At 41.9% G+C, this 21828-nt stretch carries 17 protein-coding genes; 9 read left to right on the forward strand and 8 right to left on the reverse strand.

The genetic code is table 11. The features are described 5' to 3' along the window. Nucleotides 1-27: 27 nt before the first annotated feature. From nagA to nagB, 3 genes are all read right to left on the reverse strand, one after another. Nucleotides 28-1155 (reverse strand): N-acetylglucosamine-6-phosphate deacetylase, encoded by a 1128-nt coding sequence (gene nagA / locus CXF95_RS17495; RefSeq protein ID WP_101199864.1) that lies wholly within the window; start codon nt 1153-1155, stop codon nt 28-30. An 8-nt stretch (nt 1156-1163) separates the two neighbouring features. Then, nucleotides 1164-2051, reverse strand: a complete 888-nt coding sequence (locus CXF95_RS17500) for a BadF/BadG/BcrA/BcrD ATPase family protein (RefSeq protein ID WP_101199865.1) — start codon at nt 2049-2051, stop codon at nt 1164-1166. Between the two features lie 126 nt (nt 2052-2177). After that, entirely contained in the window at nt 2178-2984 is an 807-nt protein-coding gene (nagB, locus tag CXF95_RS17505; RefSeq protein WP_101199866.1) for a glucosamine-6-phosphate deaminase, read from the reverse strand. A gap of 279 nt (nt 2985-3263) precedes the next feature. Between nagB and CXF95_RS17510 the strand changes: the two genes are divergently transcribed. After that, the gene (locus CXF95_RS17510) at nt 3264-4322 is read left to right on the forward strand and encodes a LacI family DNA-binding transcriptional regulator (RefSeq protein ID WP_232787902.1); all 1059 of its coding nucleotides are present in this window, start codon (nt 3264-3266) and stop codon (nt 4320-4322) included. Between the two features lie 88 nt (nt 4323-4410). Here the strand turns inward: CXF95_RS17510 and CXF95_RS17515 are convergent, their stop codons facing one another. Further along, entirely contained in the window at nt 4411-5238 is an 828-nt protein-coding gene (locus CXF95_RS17515) for a helix-turn-helix transcriptional regulator (RefSeq protein ID WP_101199868.1), read from the reverse strand. 129 nt (nt 5239-5367) lie between these two features. Between CXF95_RS17515 and CXF95_RS17520 the strand changes: the two genes are divergently transcribed. Then, nucleotides 5368-8502: a beta-galactosidase gene (locus tag CXF95_RS17520; protein WP_101199869.1), complete on the forward strand. Its 3135-nt coding sequence runs from the start codon at nt 5368-5370 to the stop codon at nt 8500-8502. Nucleotides 8503-8612: 110 nt separating this feature from the next. Here the strand turns inward: CXF95_RS17520 and CXF95_RS17525 are convergent, their stop codons facing one another. From CXF95_RS17525 to CXF95_RS17535, 3 genes are all read right to left on the reverse strand, one after another. Next, nucleotides 8613-9308 carry a cupin domain-containing protein gene (locus CXF95_RS17525; protein ID WP_101199870.1) on the reverse strand — a complete coding sequence of 232 codons (696 nt, stop codon included), beginning with the start codon at nt 9306-9308 and terminating at the stop codon, nt 8613-8615. A 105-nt stretch (nt 9309-9413) separates the two neighbouring features. Further along, nucleotides 9414-12614, reverse strand: coding sequence for an efflux RND transporter permease subunit (locus tag CXF95_RS17530; protein WP_101199871.1), 3201 nt, complete (start codon nt 12612-12614; stop codon nt 9414-9416). 10 nt (nt 12615-12624) lie between these two features. Next, nucleotides 12625-13773 carry an efflux RND transporter periplasmic adaptor subunit gene (locus tag CXF95_RS17535; RefSeq protein ID WP_101199872.1) on the reverse strand — a complete coding sequence of 383 codons (1149 nt, stop codon included), beginning with the start codon at nt 13771-13773 and terminating at the stop codon, nt 12625-12627. Between the two features lie 192 nt (nt 13774-13965). Here CXF95_RS17535 and CXF95_RS17540 point away from each other — a divergent pair, with 192 nt between their 5' ends. The 7 genes from CXF95_RS17540 (at nt 13966) to CXF95_RS17570 (ending at nt 20973) form a co-directional block, all read left to right on the forward strand. Beyond that, complete coding sequence (locus CXF95_RS17540; RefSeq protein WP_101199873.1) at nt 13966-14826, forward strand: RimK family alpha-L-glutamate ligase; 861 nt, start codon at nt 13966-13968, stop codon at nt 14824-14826. A gap of 92 nt (nt 14827-14918) precedes the next feature. Continuing rightward, nucleotides 14919-16031, forward strand: a complete 1113-nt coding sequence (locus CXF95_RS17545; protein WP_101200108.1) for an ABC transporter ATP-binding protein — start codon at nt 14919-14921, stop codon at nt 16029-16031. After that, nucleotides 16031-17206 (forward strand): ABC transporter ATP-binding protein, encoded by a 1176-nt coding sequence (locus CXF95_RS17550; protein WP_101199874.1) that lies wholly within the window; start codon nt 16031-16033, stop codon nt 17204-17206. The genes CXF95_RS17545 and CXF95_RS17550 overlap by 1 nt, the downstream gene beginning before the upstream one ends. Further along, nucleotides 17199-18086: a carbohydrate ABC transporter permease gene (locus tag CXF95_RS17555; protein WP_101199875.1), complete on the forward strand. Its 888-nt coding sequence runs from the start codon at nt 17199-17201 to the stop codon at nt 18084-18086. The genes CXF95_RS17550 and CXF95_RS17555 overlap by 8 nt, the downstream gene beginning before the upstream one ends. Beyond that, nucleotides 18079-18876 carry a carbohydrate ABC transporter permease gene (locus tag CXF95_RS17560; protein ID WP_304528705.1) on the forward strand — a complete coding sequence of 266 codons (798 nt, stop codon included), beginning with the start codon at nt 18079-18081 and terminating at the stop codon, nt 18874-18876. Before CXF95_RS17555 ends, CXF95_RS17560 begins: the two co-directional genes overlap by 8 nt. Before the next feature lie 32 nt (nt 18877-18908). After that, nucleotides 18909-19184, forward strand: coding sequence for a DUF2160 domain-containing protein (locus CXF95_RS17565; protein ID WP_232787903.1), 276 nt, complete (start codon nt 18909-18911; stop codon nt 19182-19184). A gap of 76 nt (nt 19185-19260) precedes the next feature. Then, nucleotides 19261-20973, forward strand: coding sequence for an ABC transporter substrate-binding protein (locus CXF95_RS17570; RefSeq protein WP_101199877.1), 1713 nt, complete (start codon nt 19261-19263; stop codon nt 20971-20973). Between the two features lie 81 nt (nt 20974-21054). Here CXF95_RS17570 and msrB read toward each other — a convergent pair whose 3' ends face one another. Further along, nucleotides 21055-21627: a peptide-methionine (R)-S-oxide reductase MsrB gene (msrB, locus tag CXF95_RS17575; RefSeq protein WP_101199878.1), complete on the reverse strand. Its 573-nt coding sequence runs from the start codon at nt 21625-21627 to the stop codon at nt 21055-21057. Nucleotides 21628-21828: the final 201 nt, after the last annotated feature.

The raw sequence follows: 21828 nt of genomic DNA on the forward strand, positions 1-21828 counted from the left end.
CTTATTGTTTTTAGGGTTAAGTCTGCTTTAGCCGAATACTTGCTCACCAGCTATATAACTGGCATTCACATAATATTGGTCGGTTAATACGACCCAGTCTGCGGCAAACCCCGAAGCCAAATAGCCCTTTTGTTGTTGCAAGCCTAGGAATGTGGCTGGAGTAGTGGAAGCCATCTTGATAGCGTCTTCAATAGAACACTGTAAATCTTGTACGCAGTGACGAACGGCACTGGCCATATCAAGTGCCGATCCCGCTAATCTACCGCCTTCAATGGTCAATTTATTCCCTTGTCGATTGATCTGCATACCGGCAAATTGCAATTCAATTTGTTCACTACCTACATGAGACATAGCATCGGTAACCAGCATGATACGGTTGGGGGTTTTACATTTAATGGCTAATTGGCAACTGGTCATATCCACATGTTCATGATCAACAATCAATCCACAGTAGCTAGTTGCGTCTAATAATGCCGCTCCAACCATGCCCGCTGCTCTACTTTGCAGCGGAGACATGGCATTGAATAAATGGGTAAAACCTTGGGCACCCGCTTGCAGTGCTGCAAACGTTTGGGCGGCACTCGCATTAGAGTGACCTAAACAGACCTTTACATTAGCTTGTACTAACTCTTTGATTATCTCGACAGGTACATTTTCAGGGGCCAAGGTTACACATACTAAACCGAGGTCGGTGCGTTTAAACAGGGCCATTTCATCAGGACTAATTTGCCGAATATGCTGAATGGGGTGAATGCCTTTTTTAGGCTGACTTAAATGAGGTCCTTCAAAATGAATACCTATTATGCCTTTTACATTTTGGGCAATGGCTGCAGCCACGGCATTTGCTGCCTGCTGCATAGTCGCGAAATCATCGGTGATAAGCGTAGGCAAGATAGCGGTGCTACCAAATTGTTGATGGGCACGACTCATAGTGAGCAGCGTCTCTAGGTTTGGCTGATTATTAAATAATACACCGCCACCACCATTGACCTGCACATCCACAAAACCGGGAGCAACTAAACCAGATAATTGAATCACATCATCTTGCAACTGTGCTGATTCAATTGAGCGAATGGTGCCGGCCTCAACAGTAATCATTTGATTTTTTAGAATGGTGTTTCCATCAAACAAACTTTCTGCAAAAAAACGCTGCATCTGTACCTCTAAAATGTTTTAGTTAATTTTGTCTTGGCGTATAGAATTGCGCCTTGTTCTGGCGTCGCTTTAGCGGGCTGAATGTTAGCCTGTAGTTGGCTATCCAAATAAGGCATCAAGGGTTGCGTAATGCCGCCGATCAGGGATAAACGATCTAAGTTACCTATTAATAATCGATGGCAAAGCTTGTTGATATAAGTCGCAGCTTGATTAACTAGTAATAATGCATCTTCTTGCTGACTTGCCGCGAGTTGCAGAATCAGCGGGGCAATAGATGCGTAAAATGCCGGTTTTGCCTCTAAAGTTAAACTAACCAAGTCGTAAGGATTGTCACAATTAAGTAAGCTCAGTACATGTTCACAAAGAAGATTGTTAGGGGTAATACCATCCAATGTTTCAAGGCAATGACTAACCGCCATCTTGCCAAGCCATGCGCCACTGCCTTTATCGCCGACGACAAAACCATGACCTCCCACTTCTAACTGTTGATTGTTATGGATAGCTATCCCAGATGAACCTGTTCCTACTATTACAATGGCTCCGTCTTGACCTAAATGAGCGCCAAGACAAGCAATGTGTAAATCAGTGGTAATGTGCCAACTAGCAAAGGGCAGGGTTTGTTTTAGAAAGGTTTGTTTAACTTGGGGAATATTAATACCAGCCAAGCCAATTCCCGTATGGATATGGTTTAGGGTTAATCCTTTAATATTAGCGTTGGCGATGGCTTTTTCACTGGCTTCAAGCACAGCTGCAACTGAACCCATTAAATGTTGCGCGGCATTTGCTGGACCTGAGGTAGCTTCAGCCAAAAGGTTTCCCTGTGCATCTTCCAAGCGAGCTTTACATTTGGTGCCGCCGCCATCAATGCCTAGAAAAATATTCGTTGAATGAGTCAAAAATTATTCCTCTGTTTTTAGAACAATACACACTTTATTTATTCATCATTATTAGATTACTTTTTATGGTTATACAGCCTTGCCTGGCACTCATTATTGAGCAGCCGTCGCTATTTAACTGCGTATTTAATAGTTATGAAAATAACCGTAATCTTCAATTAACTTACGATTTTCGTTATCAGCCCACTGATAGTAACTTTGGTCGCTTAATTCACTGGCGGCTGCTTTATCTAATAAGATAATTGCATTTTCATGCATTTGTAGTGCAGAAGCGGGACACATGGCCGAAACACCACCAGTGATCATATCTTTAACCCCATTGGCTTTGTTAGCACCAGTAGCCATCAACAACACATAACGTGCATCCATAATTGTGGCAATACCCATAGTCATTGCCATAGTGGGTTGCTTTTCATTGGGCTTAAATAAACGACTATTATCGGAAATTGTTTGTTGGGTTAAAGTTTTAATTCGTGTTCGCGAAGACAAGCTTGAGGTAGGTTCGTTAAAACCAATGTGTCCATTAGCTCCTATACCTAAAATTTGTAAATCAATACCGCCTTGTTGTTTGATTTTTTCTTCATAAGCCAATCCTTGGATTCTTGGGTTTTCGCCCGTAGCGCAGGTAGGTAAAAAGGTATTGCTCACATCAATATCAACATGATTGAATAAATTTTTATCCATAAAACTGCGATAGCTTTGTGAGTTGGCTGGATCTATTTGGTGATATTCATCTAAGTTGAAGGTGGTGACGTTTTTAAAGCTAAGGCCTTGCGATTTATGTTGATCAACTAACTGTTTGTATAAGCTAATGGGTGTATTACCTGTTGCTAAGCCTAATACAGGGTCGGGTTTTTTCTTAATCAGCTCTTTTACCCATAGTGCAGCGCTTTCGGCAACCTGTTGAGCATTGTCATAAATAATAATCTGCATAAAAATTCCTTTGAACTGTATTATTTTTAGTTAGTATATTCACTATCCATTGCGATAACCTATTGATAAATGACAGCGTTGTCATTTATTCTATCAACTAAAGAATTATTTACAACATTCTGAGCTTGTTATTTAAAGACTGGGAGTGAAGACGTAATCATCAATACTGATTGCTCTGTTATTTACCTAAAAATGACACTGACAATGTTATTTTTGTTGATTTAAAAATTTAAGCCAAGTGTTCGTTACACAATATAAAAAATGGTGCTTGATACAACAATGAACACAAAAACTACCATTAAAGATGTGGCTGAATTAGCCGGTGTGTCTTTTAAAACTGTATCCCGTGTCATCAATAATGAAGGCTCGGTCCGTAAGGAGACGTTGCAAAAAGTTAACGACGCAATTAACGAATTACACTATCAACCCAATACTGCTGCACGAAATCTTGCGGGCAGTAAATCTTACTCTCTAGGTTATGTGTACGACAATCCGAACGCTTATTATGTGCTCGATATGCAAAATGGAATATTGGCTGAATGCAGAGATCGCGGCTATGAATTGGTTATTCACCCTTGCTCAGCCAATAACAAACATATCGTAGAAGAATTAGCGACTATGGTTAAACGTTCTCAGTTAGCTGGGTTGATCATTTCACCACCATTGTCGGAAATGCCTGAGGTGCTTAGGGGCTTAGATGAAATGAATATTCCGTTTATTCGGATTATCTCTGCCAGTGAAGTGAGTCAAGAATCGTCGCCCTGCGTATATATTAATGACAGAGACGCGGCCTTTGATATTACCGAACACCTGATCGAACAAGGTCATAGCAAGATTGCTTTTCTACGAGGTGACGAGAGTCACCGTTCGAGTCATGAGCGCAAAATAGGTTATTTAAATGCATTGAAGAAACACAATATACCGATTATTGAGGATTATCAGATTGATGGCTCTTACTCTTTTGAGTTCGGCGTTCAAGGAGCGAAACAATTATTGTCTTTAGCAGAGCCTCCTACTGGGATATTTTCCTGTAACGATGAAATAGCGGCGGGAGCGTTATTTGCAGTGCGCTTGCAAGGTCTCAATGTGCCTGATGATATGGCAATTGCTGGTTTTGAGGATAGTCCATTTTCCCGTCAAACTTGGCCAATGTTAACCACTGCCGCACAGCCAACTAATATTATCGCGCGCAAGGCAGCTGCGTCTTTGATCCAGCATTTAGTGAATCTACGCTCCCCTAAAACCAGCGTCGATAGTATTCCTCATCTGCACTTTAGACCGCAATTAGTGAAACGTGAATCGACCCTCACAGTCACTTCTGAACAGTCACTTGAATGAATCTCGTTCATTATTCATAGTAGGTGGAGCGACTGAAGTTTGTGTGACAACCAATTCGTTATTACAAATGTTGTTTGCTCGTTTAACGCTAATTTTGTCGGCGTCTAAATTCACTTGGTGATATGCCGACTATTTTTTTGAAACTTTTTGAAAAATTAAAGATATTTGTGTACCCAACATAACTCGCGATATGTTGCACAGGCCAGAGGGTATTTAACAATAAACTTTTGGCCCGTTCAATACGCAAATGAATGAGTTTTTGTATAGGGCTTTTTCCAAATTGTGCTTTGCACAGGCGGTGTAAATGGGGCGGCGAATAGTGTAGTTGGTCACACATCGCCTCTATCGTCCAGTTGTACTGGAGGCGTTTCTCGATATCTTGAAATAAGTTAAATAGTCGGTTATTTGTTTTGTTTTGATTGTCCCCTGTGAGGGTGGCATTGAGATAATAACTCAATATTGGCATCACACCTTCGCGCAAAGTAGCATCTGGCTCACTATATAAAAGCTCCATGGCAAGATGTAATGGCGCGAGTTTTTGGTCCTCGATTATTAAGGCTTTTTCCAAAGCGAGATGTTGCCAACGTTTTGTGTTTGCGAGGTTTAGCCAAATAATATCCCATTGCTCTGAAGCGATGCTTACCTCGAAACTCTGCTTGGTTGGCAAAATAGCCAGAGTATTTGCCACGAGAGAGTATTCGCAGTCTATAGTGGTTAACTTACCTTGTCCTTTAAGGGTATAAAACAGTGTATGTTCAAGAGGAGCTGTGCGCCCTACACAATATCTCCCTGATAAGTTTGAACATCCAGCTAAAGTGATTTCCAGATCTTTTATTTCAGCTAATACATCCGCATCTATGAAACGTTCATAGCAGTTTTGGCCAATATCCAGTAGGTCTTTGATGTGATGTTTCATAAATTTAAAATGATAGTTTTAGATAAATTTTAGATAGTTTTAAGCATAATATAAACATAGGGTTTTAGCTATATTATGTGGCATCAGCAAAACACTATAATATGCATGTATATGCCTACGAGAAATACCATGACGTCATTAGATCACATTCTTCAGCGCCGCGATTGGGAAACACCACTCACGACGCAAATAAATACAGTGAGAGCCCATAGTCCACTTAATGGTTATAAAACCCTTGCTGATGCACGTCAAAAACAAAACCCTCAAAGGCAACTCTTAAACGGTGACTGGGAATTTAAGCTATTTGATAAACCTGAAGCAGTAGATGGCTCCTTTCTTAGTGAACAAACCAATGACATCTGGCAAAAAACGCCAGTACCGTCAAATTGGCAACTTCAAGGTTTTGATAAGCCCATTTATTGCAACGTAAAGTATCCCTTTGCGGTCAATCCGCCTTTTGTTCCCAGTGATAACCCAACAGGGTGTTATCGTACCGAATTTGAAGTCACTCCTGAGCAACTCAGCCAGCGTAATCATATTATTTTTGATGGTGTTAACTCGGCTTTTCACTTGTGGTGTAATGGCCAGTGGGTGGGATATTCACAAGACAGCCGCCTACCTAGCGAGTTTGATTTACAAACATTTTTGCAGGCAGGTAAAAACCGCATAGCAGTGATGGTGATCCGTTGGAGCGATGGCAGTTACCTTGAAGACCAAGATATGTGGTGGTTAAGCGGTATATTTCGCGATGTGATATTACTCACCAAACCCCAACAGCAAATTCGCGACGTATTTATTACGCCTAATTTAGACGCCTGTTATCGCGATGCCACTTTGGCCATTAAAACGGCTATTAATGCACCTAACAATTACAAGGTAAGTGTACAAGTATTTGATGGTGACATTGCCATTAGTGAACCCCAAACTCAAAGTACCAACAACAAACGAGTCGATGAGAAAGGTGGCTGGCATGATGTGGTATTCCAAAGTATTTCCATTGAAAACCCTCGAAAATGGACTGCTGAAACCCCTAACTTGTATCGCTGTGTGGTAAGTCTGCAAGATGAACAAGGTAACACCGTTGACGTAGAAGGTTATGACGTTGGTTTTAGAAAGGTGGAAATTACAGATGGGCAATTATGCGTTAACGGACAACCGCTGCTGATACGCGGGGTTAATCGACACGAACATCATCCAGAAAATGGCCATGCGGTAACTGAATCAGACATGATTGCTGATATTAAGTTAATGAAACAAAACAATTTCAATGCGGTGCGCACTGCTCATTATCCCAATCATCCTCGTTGGTATGAATTATGTGATGAGTTAGGGCTGTATGTGGTGGATGAAGCCAATATAGAAACCCACGGTATGTTTCCTATGGGCCGGTTAGCTTCAGATTCTCAATGGGCTGGGGCTTTTATGTCGCGTTATACACAAATGGTAGAACGGGATAAAAACCATGCCTCTATTATTATTTGGTCATTAGGAAATGAGAGCGGCCATGGTGCAAATCATGATGCTATGTACGGCTGGTCAAAAAGCTTTGACCCATCACGACCAGTGCAATATGAAGGCGGTGGTGCCAATACCTTTGCTACGGATATTATTTGTCCCATGTATGCACGAGTTGATTATGATATTGAGGACGAAGCGGTACCTAAATATTCCATTAAAAAATGGCTCAGTTTACCAGGCGAAACCCGACCACTGATTTTATGTGAGTATGCTCATGCGATGGGTAACAGCTTAGGTAACTTTGATGATTATTGGCAAGCTTTTAAAGAATACCCGCGCCTACAAGGTGGTTTTATTTGGGATTGGGTTGACCAAGGTCTATCAAAAATAGATGAAAATGGTGTGCATTATTGGGCCTATGGTGGTGATTTTGGCGATACGCTGAATGATCGCCAATTTTGTATTAACGGGCTGCTATTTCCTGATCGAAGCCCTCACCCTAGTTTATTTGAAGCTAAATATTGCCAACAACATTTGTCTTTTACACTAGAGCCTTTGTCTAATCCTGAGTCTACAAAGGTAACAGCAAAACAGTCAGTCCCAAATGAATATAGACTCGCAATTTTTAGTGACTATGTGTTTAGAACCACAGACAACGAAAAACTAGTGTGGCGACTGCTGCAAAATGGTGTGGAGGTTGAGCAAGGTGATTTAACCCTGAACATCGCACCGCAAAGCTCAGTCAACATGGTCATTGTACCTACTACACAATTTGCACAAGGTGCTCAATATCACTTAAATATAGACGTTGAACTTGTTGACGATTGCAGTTTTGCGCAATCCGGACATGTCATGGCTACCGAGCAATTTGTATTGGCAAACAGCCAACGGTTATTGAGCACTACTTTTTCGAATAAAAGTGCTCAAGCGCCTCTTACCTTAAGTGAAAATATTGATACCATTACTATTCTAGGATCCGGTTTAAAACTCATATTTGATCCCAAAACAGGGTTGATCGAAAGTTGGCAGCAAGACAACATCGCCGTCATAGCCAGTCCACTAGTTGATAATTTTTATCGTGCTCCACTTGATAATGATATTGGTGTAAGTGAAGTGGATAACTTAGATCCCAATGCTTGGGAAGCACGCTGGATAAAAGCAGGCGTGGGTAAATGGCAACGTAGATGCCGCCAGATTAATGCCATAGCCTCAAAAATCGACGTGCGTATTACCTGTGTCTTCGACTATGAATATAAAGATGAGCTATGTGCACAAACCCAATGGATCTATACCATCAACAATAGTGGTGAAATAAAAGTTAATGTTGATGTACATTTAAACGAAAACTTACCACCGCTGCCACGTGTTGGAGTCAGTTTGGGGATAGCAATACAAGAAAATCTTCAAGTTAACTGGTTAGGATTGGGACCATTTGAAAACTATCCTGATCGAAAATCGGCAGCACGTTTAGCTCAGTACAGCTTAACTTTAGATGCATTGTATACTCCTTATATTTTCCCCACTGATAACGGCCAGCGTAGTGATTGCCAACGGCTTGAAATCGGTGAGTTACAGGTGGCGGGTCAGTTTTCATTTGCAGCAAGCGAATATTCCCAAAGCCAGTTAGCAGCAGCTAAACACACTAACGAGTTGGTAAAAGATGATGTGGTTTATGTGCACATAGACCATCAACATATGGGCGTTGGTGGTGATGACTCTTGGAGTCCGAGCACCCATAAAGAGTATTTGCTAGAGAACAAGCAATTTAGTTATTCATTCTTTTTTCAGCACAAAAATAACTCATAAGGCAGCGATATGTGCAGTTAATGGATATTTAACATACGCCCCATCGCAGACTTTAATTGCAGGTTAGCAATGCAGATGCAGTAGATAACCAAGCCTATTTTTTGAAACATTCAACTGGCTTCGAGTACCCTCTGTATCTGCTGCTCCACATCCCTTAAATGCCCAGTCTTTATCCAAATTTTTGCACCAAGCTCGGCAGTGGTAAAAGTTAATGGATAACCGACTGGGGTGCGCAACCAACTGTGTGTTACTAGCAAATCCTGCTGCTCTTTTACGCTGCCTTGTAAAACAAATAATTCTGCTCCGCCCTCAGGAACAAATTCCATATTAGTGTGTGGCTGAATATCCATTACAGAAACGTGTTCGTGTTTATCTGTAAACAATGGGATAAGCGATACACCTTTCACATTTGCGTGTGGTAAAGGTATCACCTCGTTGATATTTAGCCTTACTGGGGTTCGGTCTTCTGGTTGGAATTGCCATAATTTGACGAGGATTACGCAGCCAGCTTCTGAGCCTGGAGTATGGCTAGATTGAGGAGGGTTACGTACATATGAGCCTACAGGATAGTCCCCATGCTCGTCTTGAAATACACCTTCCAAAACCAAAAATTCTTCTCCACCAACATGTACGTGAGGTGAAAACTGGCTGCTAGGGGCATAGCGCACAACTGAAGTGGCTCGTGCAACTTCATCACCCACTCTGTCTAAGGGTCTTCTTGACACACCAGCCATAGGTGAATCTACCCACGACATGCTGGCACTGTGAACTATCTCTCGCTTATTAAAATCAGCGGCAATTTTCATGTTTATGCTCATTGAAAGTGAAAAAGTTGGGCTGGAAAAATATTGTCTGTTATCCCTAAAACAAAACAAGCGCCGATTAAGGCGCTCGTTTTATTAATCACAAGCCTAGGCTTCTGAAGGGGATGTATCGGTAGGACCGGTATTTTTGCTTTTTCGGCTAAACACTCTGCCAATAAATTTAAACAGAGTGATAAATAAAGCCTTGAAATCTTCTAAAATCATATACAAACAAGGCACTAAAATTAGGGTGACCAAGGTTGCGTAAAGCACCGCAAAACCTAATGCTACGGCCATAGGCACTATGATTTTGGCTTGCAAGCTCGTTTCAAACATTATGGGTAATACACCAGCAAAGGTGGTGATAGAAGTAAGGGTAATAGCTCTGAATCTGGCACAACCTGCTTCAGTTACAGCAGCTTTAGTCGCATGGCCTTGTTTACGTCTTTGGTTAACAAAGTCAGTCATCACTAAGCTGTCGTTAATGACCACCCCAGCTGCAGCGATAAGTCCAAAAAATGACATCATGCTTAAATCAATGCCAAAGAAAAAGTGCCCCCAAATAGCGCCGGTTAAACTAAAGGGGATAACTGACATGATAATCAGTGGTTGACCGTAACTTTTTAAAGGCGCGGCAAGTAAGATAAACACAATTAGCATACCAGCAATAAAGAAAGTAATTTGCTGATCTTCTTGGGCTTGTTGTTCTTCGATGCTGCCACCTAGTTCCGATTTAACCCCAGGGAAATTAGCTTGTAATTGAGGCAAAAGCTTTTCTTCAACCTCTTTTATCACCTCGTTTGGTTCAACCTGTTCTTCATCAATAGAACCATACACATAGACACTACGATACCCTTGTTCTCTGCGAATATAGTTGATACCAGGCTCTTCTGTAAGAGTCACTACATCACCTAACATCACTTCTTGTCCGGTTGGCGTCGTAATAACCGCATATTTTAACTCGGCGAAACGTTCGCGAGTAAGTTTAGGGTAGCGCACCATGACGCGTACTTCTTCACCATCACGGATCACCCTTTGTGCTTCGCCACCAAAGAAGCTGGCTCCTACTTGACTGGCAATACTGGAAAGGTTTAGACCAAGATCATAAGCCACAGGTAACAAATCAATTTGAATTTCTTTGCTGGCAGGATCGATAGAAGAGCTAATATCAAACAGACCTTCTTGTTGTTGTAACATGGCAATAAATTCACGACCAGCAGCATTCAGTTGATTGATATCAGCGCCAAATAACATGAAGCCAAATTCACCGTCGTCGTTGCCACCACCCATTAAGTCGTCTTGAATAGTAATAGATTTAAGCCCTGGTATCACGGGTAGCTCTTCGCGCCATCTTCTGGCTAACTCAAAAGCATCAAAATGACGTTCTTCCTCATCTACTAATGGCACTATGATTCGACCATCAGTGCGACCCTGATTAAACACCATAATGTCTTTCATCATGCTGCTACCGTATTCTTCGATTATCTTTTTATCTACAAAAATGATAGTACTTTCGATGGCTTTTAATGCGTCGATAGTAGCCATGTCAGAGGCATTTTCGTTCATCGATATATTGATACTTGGAAAGTCGTGGGGCACTTTTGGTGAAGGAACCATACGAACGTAATTACCTTGAAGTAACCCAAGGCTAATAAAAAGCATGGCAATGAAGGCCGCAAACACTAACCAGCGCCATTCAATGCAACGGATAATAAAGCGTTGATAAGGACCATTCACAAAACCAAAAAAGCCCTTGTTGAATTTGGCACGCCAACTGTTTTCTTTGATTGGAGTAAACTTCATATGGGCTAAATGTGCTGGTAAAATTAACTTTGATTCAATTAAACTAAATACCAAACACAAAATCACCACTGTGGAAATATTAACAAAAAACGCGCTTTCTGGACCAGATGAAAACAGAGTCGGAGCAAAAACCGCTATAGTGGTTAACACCCCAAAAGTAGCGGGTGTCGCTACGCGTTTAGCCCCGCGAACAACACTTTCAACGCCACCCCCTTTCTTTTCTATCTCTGTATAGGCGCTTTCACCTATGACAATGGCATCATCTACCACTATCCCCAGCACCATAATAAAAGCAAAAAGTGACAATATATTTATAGTGATACCAAATACCGGCATCATCATTACCGCACCTAAAAAACAAACAGGTAGCCCCACCATTACCCAAAAAGCTAATCTAAACCTTAAGAAAATAGTCAGTAATAAGGCCACCAAGAATGCACCTTGAAACAGGTTGCCTAACATCATATTCAGCCGACCATTCAGATAGAAGGTCATATCGACTAGGGTTTTAATTTGTAAACCTGGTGGTAACGTTTTATTACGCTCTTCTATGTAGGCCTTAACCGATTCGGCGACTGGTACGGTATTTTGGTCTTTAGTGGCTTTAACTGATAAAAATATGGCGTTTTCGCCTGAGTATTTAAAGTACCGCTCGCCTTCAGTGAAACCGTCCTTTATTTCGGCTACATCTTCGAGTAACACTTTGGCACCGTTAGCACCAATTTTGACCGGAATACGTCTAAATTCATCGCCGCTGTATAATTGGTTTTCAACTCGTATGGCGACTATGCCCGAATCAGTGCGTAATTGTCCCGCAGAGATATTGGTTGAATATCGACTAATAGCTTGGGTAACATCCGCTATAGTCAAATTATATTTACGCAGAGTTTCTGGGTCGATTTCAATGGCTATTTCGTCCTGAGGCGCATCTAGCGACACCAGTGAAACGTTATTCAACTGCAATAATTCATCTTCAATTTGTTTCGCTATGGGTTTGAGCTCAGTAATAGGAGTATCACCCACCAGTGCCATTTCAATTACATCTTGCCTAAATTCAACTTGTGAAATATTAGGTGGCTCCATATCTGCCGGAAAAGTTGCAATGCTATCGACCCTAGCTTTGACCTTGTCGAGTACCTCAGTGAGTTCTTGGTCTTTTTGAATTTCTAAGCTAATTCGCCCGTTGCCGCGAAATGCCCGTGAAGTCGCCTTTTTGATTTCAGTAATGTCTTTGATGGCTTCTTCAATTTTTATCAGGATGCTTTGTTCAATTTCCTGAGGCGAGGCGCCGCGATAGACCGCACTAACATTGATATAGTTGACTTCAATGTTAGGGAACATTTGCCGTTGAATAGAAAAATAGCTATATAGCCCCATGACAATGATAAACATCATCATTAAATTAGCGGCCACTGAATTATTGGCAAAAAACGCGATTAACCCAGTTTGTTTAGGCTCGGGTGTTTGTGGCTCGGTAGCTGGACTGCCTGTATTTTCGGTAGACATGATGGTGCCCTTATAATGATTTCTGAACGACTAAGTCTTCTTTAGGCTCGGCAATTTTAACTTTCATGCCTTTCTGGGGATATTCAGGCAGAGTCGTCACTAATTTATCTTGGTTTTGTAGACCTTCACTTATCAAAAAATATGCACCTTCTTCGCGCAGGATTTCAACCCGTTGCGGCTGCATTTGTTGTTCTTCGTCTAACAGCCAAATAATACGGTTATTGACTAATTCTTGGGGTAAACGATATACCTGATTTAGCGTTTTTCCGGCAAAACTCACTTCCACATAATGGCCAAATTTTAATGGTGGAGCAGAAGATTTTAAGCCGTAAGGGTCTTCTATTTTCACTACCAACTGACTCATGCGTGTACTTTGGTCAATAATGCCTAAATCTCGGGTAACCATACCCTCGCGAACAATGGCGTTATATCCTTTGGTTCTGATAGTGGCTATTTGTTGGGTAATGTCGTTGGGTAAAAATTCTCTGTCAAAGCCAGCAATAGGGAAAGTGACTTCTGCAGATTCGATATTGTAAAGTATACCTACTTGAGAACCTTGGTTAACGTATTGTCCAACACCTAAATCACGACTAATTACCAAGGCATCATAGGGTGCTTTAATTGTGCAGTTTTCTAGGTCTCGTTGGGCGATTTTTAATCTTGCTTGAGCTGATTTGACTGATGCTTGAGCACTTAACATCTGCGGTTTACGCAAATACAAATCAGATACTCTGCTGCCTTTTGCTTCACGCTCGGCCACCTCTGCTCTAGCTTGTTCTTCAATTAGATTTGCTTGAGCTAAACTCAGGTCAGCTTCTGCTTGTAATAAAGCGGCTTCATAAGTGTATAGTTCGATGGTAAAAAGAGTATCACCACGCAAAACCAAACCACCGGGTACAAAGTTAGGATGCCAAGTCAGTACTTCTCCGGATACTTGTGCCGAAACCATAGTACTCTCAAGCGGTTTAACCTCACCGTAGCTAGTAATTCTCACTTGGTAATCTTCGGCAATAGCGGTTTCAATTTTGACCGTAGGGCGTGTGTCGACTGGTTCTTTATTTTCTTCTTCTTCGCCAGAAGCCTTTATAACAGTCATGCCGCCAAAACCAATTGCCAGTATTACCAGAGGTAATATTCCTTTAAACCACTTCTTTTTCATTCTGTTTTGCCCTAACTACAACTTCTTATAAATTTATAATAACTTACGAGAACCAAGATATATCAGTTCATTTGTAAAAATGTGTGATTTATATGCCGATTTTTTATGAAAGTGCCGCATGCTGTGGTGTAAAAACCATGCTGAATTTATTATAGTGAATGATCATTCAATCATTTAACAATGAAGATACCTATGAAACGTTGTGCTTTTTTATCCATGGACAGTCTAGAAGACTTTTTTTCTTACGACCAAATGTTATTTGATCCATTAAAAGCTGCGGGCTGGTTAGCCGAAGAAGTGTCTTGGCGAAAAACGGATGTTGATTGGAATGACTATGATGTGGTGGTGATCCGCACAACGTGGGATTATCAGGACGATGTCGAGGGGTTTATGGCATGTTTACAACGTATTGAGGCCTCGTCAGCTCAATTGCAAAATAGCTTGAAAATTGTCGAGTGGAATATCAGTAAAAGCTACTTGAATGATTTACAAAACCAAGGTATCAATATTGTGCCCACGCTTTGGTTTAACGCTTTTATATTGACTGAATTGCAGCATGGTTTTAGTCATTTTGATACATCAGAAATAGTCCTAAAACCTTTGGTGAGTGCTAACGCCGATCATACCTATAGATTGACGCCAGAAAACCTCAAACAGCAAGCTGACCAGCTAAAGGCCGTTTTTGCTGAGCGTGAATTTATGCTGCAGCCTTTTTTAACTGGCATTGTTGATGAGGGCGAGTATTCACTGTTTTATTTTGCTGGACATTATAGCCACAGTATTTTAAAACAGCCCGGAGCTGGTGATTTCAGAGTACAAGAAGAGCATGGTGGTCAGCTCAAATCTATTCAACCATGCGAAGAGATGCTAACCACTGCAAGACATTGTTTAGCTGCGTTGCCAGCAGATGTGTTGTATGCGCGGATAGATTTGGTGCGCTATAAAAATGAATTTGCTGTCATAGAAATAGAGTTGATCGAGCCATCGTTATATTTCAATATGGATGCTGAGTCCCCGCAACGATTTGTCGATGCCTTTATAGAAATGTGTTGATCTGTTATGGATACATATCAATTAACAACAACTTGTTATAACGTTGATTGTGTTATTTTTTTGTTAATAAAATTGAAGTGGTGGAATGTCTGTTGGCGCTAGAATTAAAAGATGTCAGTTTGCTGGTGGAAGAGCAGTGTTATCTCCAAGATATTTCACTCAGGTTTGAGGCCGGATCGTTCAACGTGCTGTTAGGCCGAACACTGGCTGGAAAGACATCTCTGCTAAGAGTGCTTGCCGGTTTAGATAAACCGAGTCGTGGACAGGTGTTTTATAATGAGCAGGATGTAACAGGTGTTGCCGTTCAAAAACGCGGTCTTTCGATGGTCTATCAGCAGTTTATTAATTACCCTCATTTAACCGTCTGGGAAAATATTGCTTCCCCGTTGCAGCTGGCAAAAGTATCCGCTGGCGAAATAACAAGACGCGTCAAACACATCGCCGACATGTTGCATATTGGAGAATATCTGCAACGCCTGCCTTTAGAACTTTCAGGTGGACAACAACAACGTTGTGCTATGGCCCGAGCACTCGTTAAAGACGCCGGCATCGTATTGTTTGACGAACCCCTAGTGAACTTGGATTACAAACTTAGGGAAGAACTTCGAAGTGAATTAAAAGTCTTGTTTAAAACCCGAGAAACCATTGCTATATATGCCACCACCGAGGCCCATGAAGCCTTGGCTTTGAGCGGCACTACTACCTTGCTGCATCAAGGGAAAGTATTGCAGGCAGGTTTAGCGCAAGAACAGTTTGCTAAGCCAGTAAATTTGTATGCTGCTGATTTATATAGTGAGCCTCCTTTGAACGTTTTTTCTGCCAGCGTAGACAATGGTGTATTGCAGATTCAAAGCCCTACCAGTCTGGCTGACATCGCTCATTTATGTGATTTGCCAAACGGCCAGTACCAGTTTGCAATAAGACCCAATCATATTTATCTTCAGCCAAACAATACTGCGAGCATTGTTTTGAGAGCCAAAGTTGATTTAGCTGAAATCAGTGCCTCAGAAACCTATTTACACGTAGAAGTCAGTGTAGACTCGGATCAAACAAGCTTGAGCTGGACTTTGCATATACTGTCAATTATGAGTTTTCGGTCGGGCAGTGGCATTGACATTTTTTTACCCTTGGAGGATCTTTTTGTGTTTGACCTAGCAGGTAAGGCAATTCGCTGGCCAGACACACATTCTTTGGAAGTAAAGTAATGGCTACCATTACGCTTAAAAGTCTTGCTCATAGTTATTTAGCACAACCCCGTAATCCCCAAACACATCCTCAAGACTATGCTATTCAAGCCTTAGATCATGTCTGGAAGCAAGGCGGCGCCTATGCTTTGTTAGGACCTTCTGGTTGCGGGAAGTCGACGTTACTGAATATTATTTCAGGTTTGCTCAGTCCCTCACAAGGCGAAGTATTATTTGACGACCAAGTAGTGAACGCCCTAAGCCCTGAGCAACGTAATATCGCTCAGGTGTTTCAATTTCCAGTTGTTTACGATGCCATGACAGTGGCAGAAAACTTGGCTTTCCCTCTTAAAAATATAAAAATGCCCAAAGCACAAATTAAAATTAAGGTGCGCGAAATTGCTGACTTGTTGGAGCTAACAGACTCTCTTGATAAGAAAGCTAAAAACTTAAGCGCTGACCAAAAACAAAAGGTATCAATGGCACGGGGTCTGGTTCGTGAAGATGTATCAGCCATTTTGTTTGACGAACCTCTCACTGTGATTGACCCTAATCTAAAGTGGAAGCTAAGACGCAAACTCAAACAAATTCACGAGCAGTTAAATATTACTATGCTGTATGTGACTCATGACCAGCTAGAAGCCGCTACCTTTGCGGATGAAATAGCCTTGATGTACCAAGGGAAGATTGTACAGTTTGGTAGCCCTCAAGAATTGTTTGAGCGACCTAATCACAGTTTTGTGGGGTATTTTATTGGTAGCCCCGGAATGAATTTTATTCCAATTAAAAAAAGTGAAGAAGGCAAAAAAAATGAAAAAGATAAAGGGCGAGTGTTTTACCAGAACATTAGCTTGGCTATCAGCGGGTCACAACAAGCGGCTTTGAAGAGCTGTCACTCTACTAATCTTAAACTAGGCATTCGGCCAGAATTTATTGAGTTGAGTGAAACGTATGAAGCGAATAGTTTCCCCGCAAGTGTTTTATCCGTGCAGCATTTAGGTAGCTACCAACTGGTGGTGGTGGACTTTGCCGGACTAGAGATGCAGGTACGTGTAGCCGAAAAAATGCAGTTTAGCGGTGCTGGCGTATATTTGGTTTTCCCTAGCCAATGGTTAAAATTGTATATAGATGAGTATTTGGTGGGTGAACCTGTTCTCGTGAATAAGGGCGATTACAAGAGCGAAAACCATGAATAAGGTACCCAATAACAAAGCCTGGTGGTTAGTTTTACCGATGTTTTTGCTGGTGGCATTTTCGGCTATTATTCCCCTGATGACAGTCGTGAATTATTCACTACAAGATATTTTTGACCAGAATACTGCTTATTTTGTGGGAGTTGAGTGGTATCAAGAAACGTTACGCAACACACGTTTACATGATTCTTTATTGCGTCAGTTTGGTTTTTCGTTTTCGGTTCTTTTAATTGAAATTCCCTTAGGTATCGTTGTGGCATTAATGATGCCCACGCGCGGATGGCAGGCGTCAGCGGTGCTTATTTTATTGGCATTGCCATTGCTTATTCCTTGGAATGTAGTGGGCACCATTTGGCAAGTCTTCGCTCGGGGAGACATAGGACTTTTTGGCTGGACCTTGAACAATTTAGGCATCGACTATAATTACACCTCTAACCCTTTAGATGCTTGGTTAACGGTGTTGTTGATGGATGTATGGCATTGGACTTCGCTGGTCGCCTTGTTGTGTTACTCAGGGTTGCGGGCTATCCCCGATGCTTATTACCAAGCGGCAAAAATAGATCGTGCGTCACCCTGGGCAGTCTTTCGGTATATCCAGTTACCGCGCTTAAGAAATGTGTTGGTGATAGGGGTGCTGCTGCGCTTTATGGACAGCTTTATGATTTACACCGAGCCCTTTGTATTGACAGGTGGTGGTCCAGGCACCTCGACCACCTTTTTGAGTCAAACCTTAACCCAAATGGCCATAGGTCAGTTTGATATTGGCCCAGCCGCGGCATTTTCTCTGGTGTATTTCTTAATTGTGTTGCTGGTGTCTTGGTTGTTTTTTACCACAATTACACATATGGAAAAGTCTGATAATGGCAACAAACATGATAAGTAAACGTAACTTAGGCATGTTCATGTATCTCATCTTCGTGTTGTTACCCATTTATTGGTTGCTCAACATGTCGTTTAAAACCAATGACGAAATCTTGGGGCAGTTAACGTTATGGCCAACAGACTTTACGTTTGATAACTACATTACCATTTTTACTGATGCAAGCTGGTATATGGGATATGTGAACTCTATGACCTACGTGGCAATGAATTTGGTGATCACCTTGCTGGTTTCGCTACCCGCAGCGTATGCATTTAGCCGTTATAAATTTGTGGGTGATAAACATTTGTTTTTTTGGTTGTTGAGTAACCGTATGGCGCCGCCAGCCGTGTTTCTATTACCGTTTTTTCAATTGTATTCCTCGGTAGGATTATTCGATACACACCTAGCGGTAGCACTCGCTCACTGTTTGTTTACTATCCCCTTAGCGGTATGGATTTTGGAAGGTTTTATGTCTGGTGTGCCTCGGGAAATCGACGAGACGGCGTATATTGACGGTTATAGTTTTGGGCACTTCTTCATCAAAATATTTATCCCGATGATCCGCTCGGGTATAGGTGTTACAGCCTTTTTTACATTCATGTTTTCTTGGGTTGAATTACTCTTGGCACGAACGTTAACATCGGTCGATGCAAAGCCTATTTCGGCCATTATGACCCGCACTGTTGGCGCTGCAGGAATCGACTGGGGGGTGTTAGCTGCTGCCGGAGTGCTGACTATTTTACCGGGCATATTGGTTATTTGGTTTGTGCGTAACCATGTTGCCAAAGGTTTTGCTTTGGGGAGGGTATAAATGAACGTTCATCTAAAATGCAGTGAAAAAACATGTTGAGCTGGATGGCATGGACTATGCCCAGTGCCTTGTTTTTTATAGGGATTGCCAGCCTGTTGTTGGTCATGACTATTTTGGAAATTCGTAAGCCATGTGTTGAACGTAAAGGTTGGCTGCCTATATCCACAACGCGTGGTGACAGGTTATTTATCGGGTTATTAAGCAGTGCATTTTTGCACTTACTTTTTCTGGGCTTAACCGATGTAACTTTATGGGTAGCCTTTGGTATTTCGGTCGTAATTATGGCGGCGCTACTTCGTTGGGGTTGACCTCAACGTTAATGTTTATTCAATCTATTTATTGCCAGTAAACTGGTCAATCGTAAAAGAAAATTTAGGGGGTAGTATGCAAAAAAAAATACAATTAGCCAGTTTGATGTTGACCCTTGGCTTATCGGTTCAAGCCGTTAAAGCAGATGAAGATGCGGCGAAACGGTGGCTAAAAAGTGAGTTTACTGATTCCACCTTGACGCAAGAGCAACAGTTACAGGAAATGCGTTGGTTTATCGAGGCGTCTAAACCTTTCGCCGGTATGAGCATTAATGTTGCCTCAGAAACCATTGCGACACATGAATACGAGTCTAAGGTATTAGCGAAAGCGTTCAGTGAAATTACCGGTATCAATATTACTCATGACTTGATCCAAGAGGGTGACGTAGTCGAAAAACTACAGACCCAAATGCAATCGGGTCGAAATATTTATGATGCTTACGTAAATGATTCTGACTTAATTGGTACTCATTTTCGCTACGGTAAAGTTGTGCCTATTTCAGATATGATAGCCGGTGATGGCAAAGACTTAACGTTACCCACGTTAGATTTAGAAGACTTTATCGGTTTAAGTTTTACTACTGGTCCAGATGGAAAAATCTATCAGCTACCCAGCCAACAATTTGCCAATCTGTATTGGTTTAGAGCCGATTGGTTTGAACGAGCGGACCTAAAAAGTAAATTCAAAGAACTATATGGCTACGAATTAGGGGTACCAGTTAATTGGTCTGCCTATGAGGATATTGCCGAGTTTTTCAGTGACAAAGTCAAAGTGCTTGATGGTCAGCCAGTTTATGGTCACATGGATTATGGAAAGAAAGACCCGTCTCTTGGATGGCGATTCACCGACGCATGGTTTTCAATGGCAGGTGCTGGCGATGTAGGCATACCTAACGGATTACCAGTAGATGAATGGGGCATTCGCGTAGAGGGCTGCCAACCAGTGGGCTCTAGTGTTTCCAGAGGGGGAGCAACCAACGGCCCTGCAGCTGTTTACGCCACCCAAAAATATGTGGATTGGTTACGTCAATATGCGCCACCAGAAGCACAGGGTATGACTTTTTCTGAATCAGGCCCAGTGCCGGCACAAGGCGCTATTGCGCAACAAATATTTTGGTACACGGCGTTTACGGCCAGTATGAATGTGCCAGGACTACCGGTAGTGAATGCCGACGGCACACCTAAGTGGCGTATGGCTCCCTCTCCAAAAGGTCCATACTGGGAAGAAGGCATGAAGCTGGGTTATCAAGATACAGGTGCTTGGACATTCTTAAATTCAACACCAGAAAAACGTCGTTTAGCCGCTTGGCTGTATGCACAGTTTACTGTTTCTAAAACGGTATCTTTGAAAAAGACCTTAGTGGGTTTAACACCTTTCCGTGAATCTGATATTAACTCACAACAAATGACTGACGTGGCGCCAATGCTGGGTGGCTTGGTTGAGTTTTATCGAAGCCCAGCCCGTAAACAATGGACTCCCACAGGAACCAACGTGCCAGATTATCCCAAACTTGCACAACTATGGTGGAAGTATATTTCTGACGTTGCCAGTGGCGAGAGCTCAGCCCAAAAAGCGTTAGACGGACTAGCCGCTGCACAAGATAAGGTGATGCAACGATTGGAACGGGCCAATGTGCAAGGAGAGTGTGGACCTAAACTAAATAAACCAAGAGATCCCGAATATTGGTTAGCGCAACCTGGTTCGCCAAAAGCTAAATTAGCCAATGAAAAACCTCAAGGCCAGACGGTTGCCTACGAGCAACTTCTAAAAAGTTGGCAGGGCGAGTAACTGTTGTATTTACCTGACTCTAAGGAAAGAGCATCTTGATGTGCTTATAGCAATTAAATAGATCAGGTAAGCCAATTATTATTAGCTGGGGTTCATCGCTATAAACTTAAGTGCTACGCCATTGTTACACCAACGTTTGCCGGTGGGCTTAGGCCCATCATCGAACACATGGCCCTGATGTCCACCACAGCGTACACAATGATATTCGGTACGTGGCCAAATCATTTTATAATCTGTTTTAGTCGCCAAATGTCCAGGTATGTGAGTGATAAAACTCGGCCATCCTGTACCGCTTTCAAACTTCATCGCTGACGAAAATAATGGTAAATCACAACCTGCACAGGCATATATGCCCTTGCTATGTTGTTGATTTAGGGCGGATGAGCCAGGGCGCTCTGTTTGCTCATCTCGCAACACTTTAAAGGCAGCTGAACTAAGACGTTGTTGCCATTCTTGCTCACTCAATTCAATAGGCGTTAACACTAAGCTGTCACTGTAGTCCTTAGGTAATAACTCGCGCCATTCCTGCTCTACTGCAAGCGCAGTTTTGGTTTTTTTCAACGTGGGCTCAGCAAAAGCCGAAAACATGGTGCTACCTAATCCTAGGCTAGCGGTGACTGCAAGGGTTGACGTGATAAATTTTCTACGGTTCATAAGGCGCCTCTTTTTGTAACTTATAAGTAACTAGACCGTAAATTGCAGTATTTATTTCTAAATAAAAGGTCAGAGCCAATTTGAGTAAGTTGCGTTCTAGCTTAGATTTTCACATATAAATATTAATACGAAACGACTTAAAAACATGTTCACAATTTATTGTTACATATATATTTAGTGTGCACGATGTTGCTCTTTTAT

Source organism: Paraglaciecola sp. MB-3u-78, from assembly GCF_002835935.1.
Lineage (GTDB): Bacteria > Pseudomonadota > Gammaproteobacteria > Enterobacterales > Alteromonadaceae > Paraglaciecola.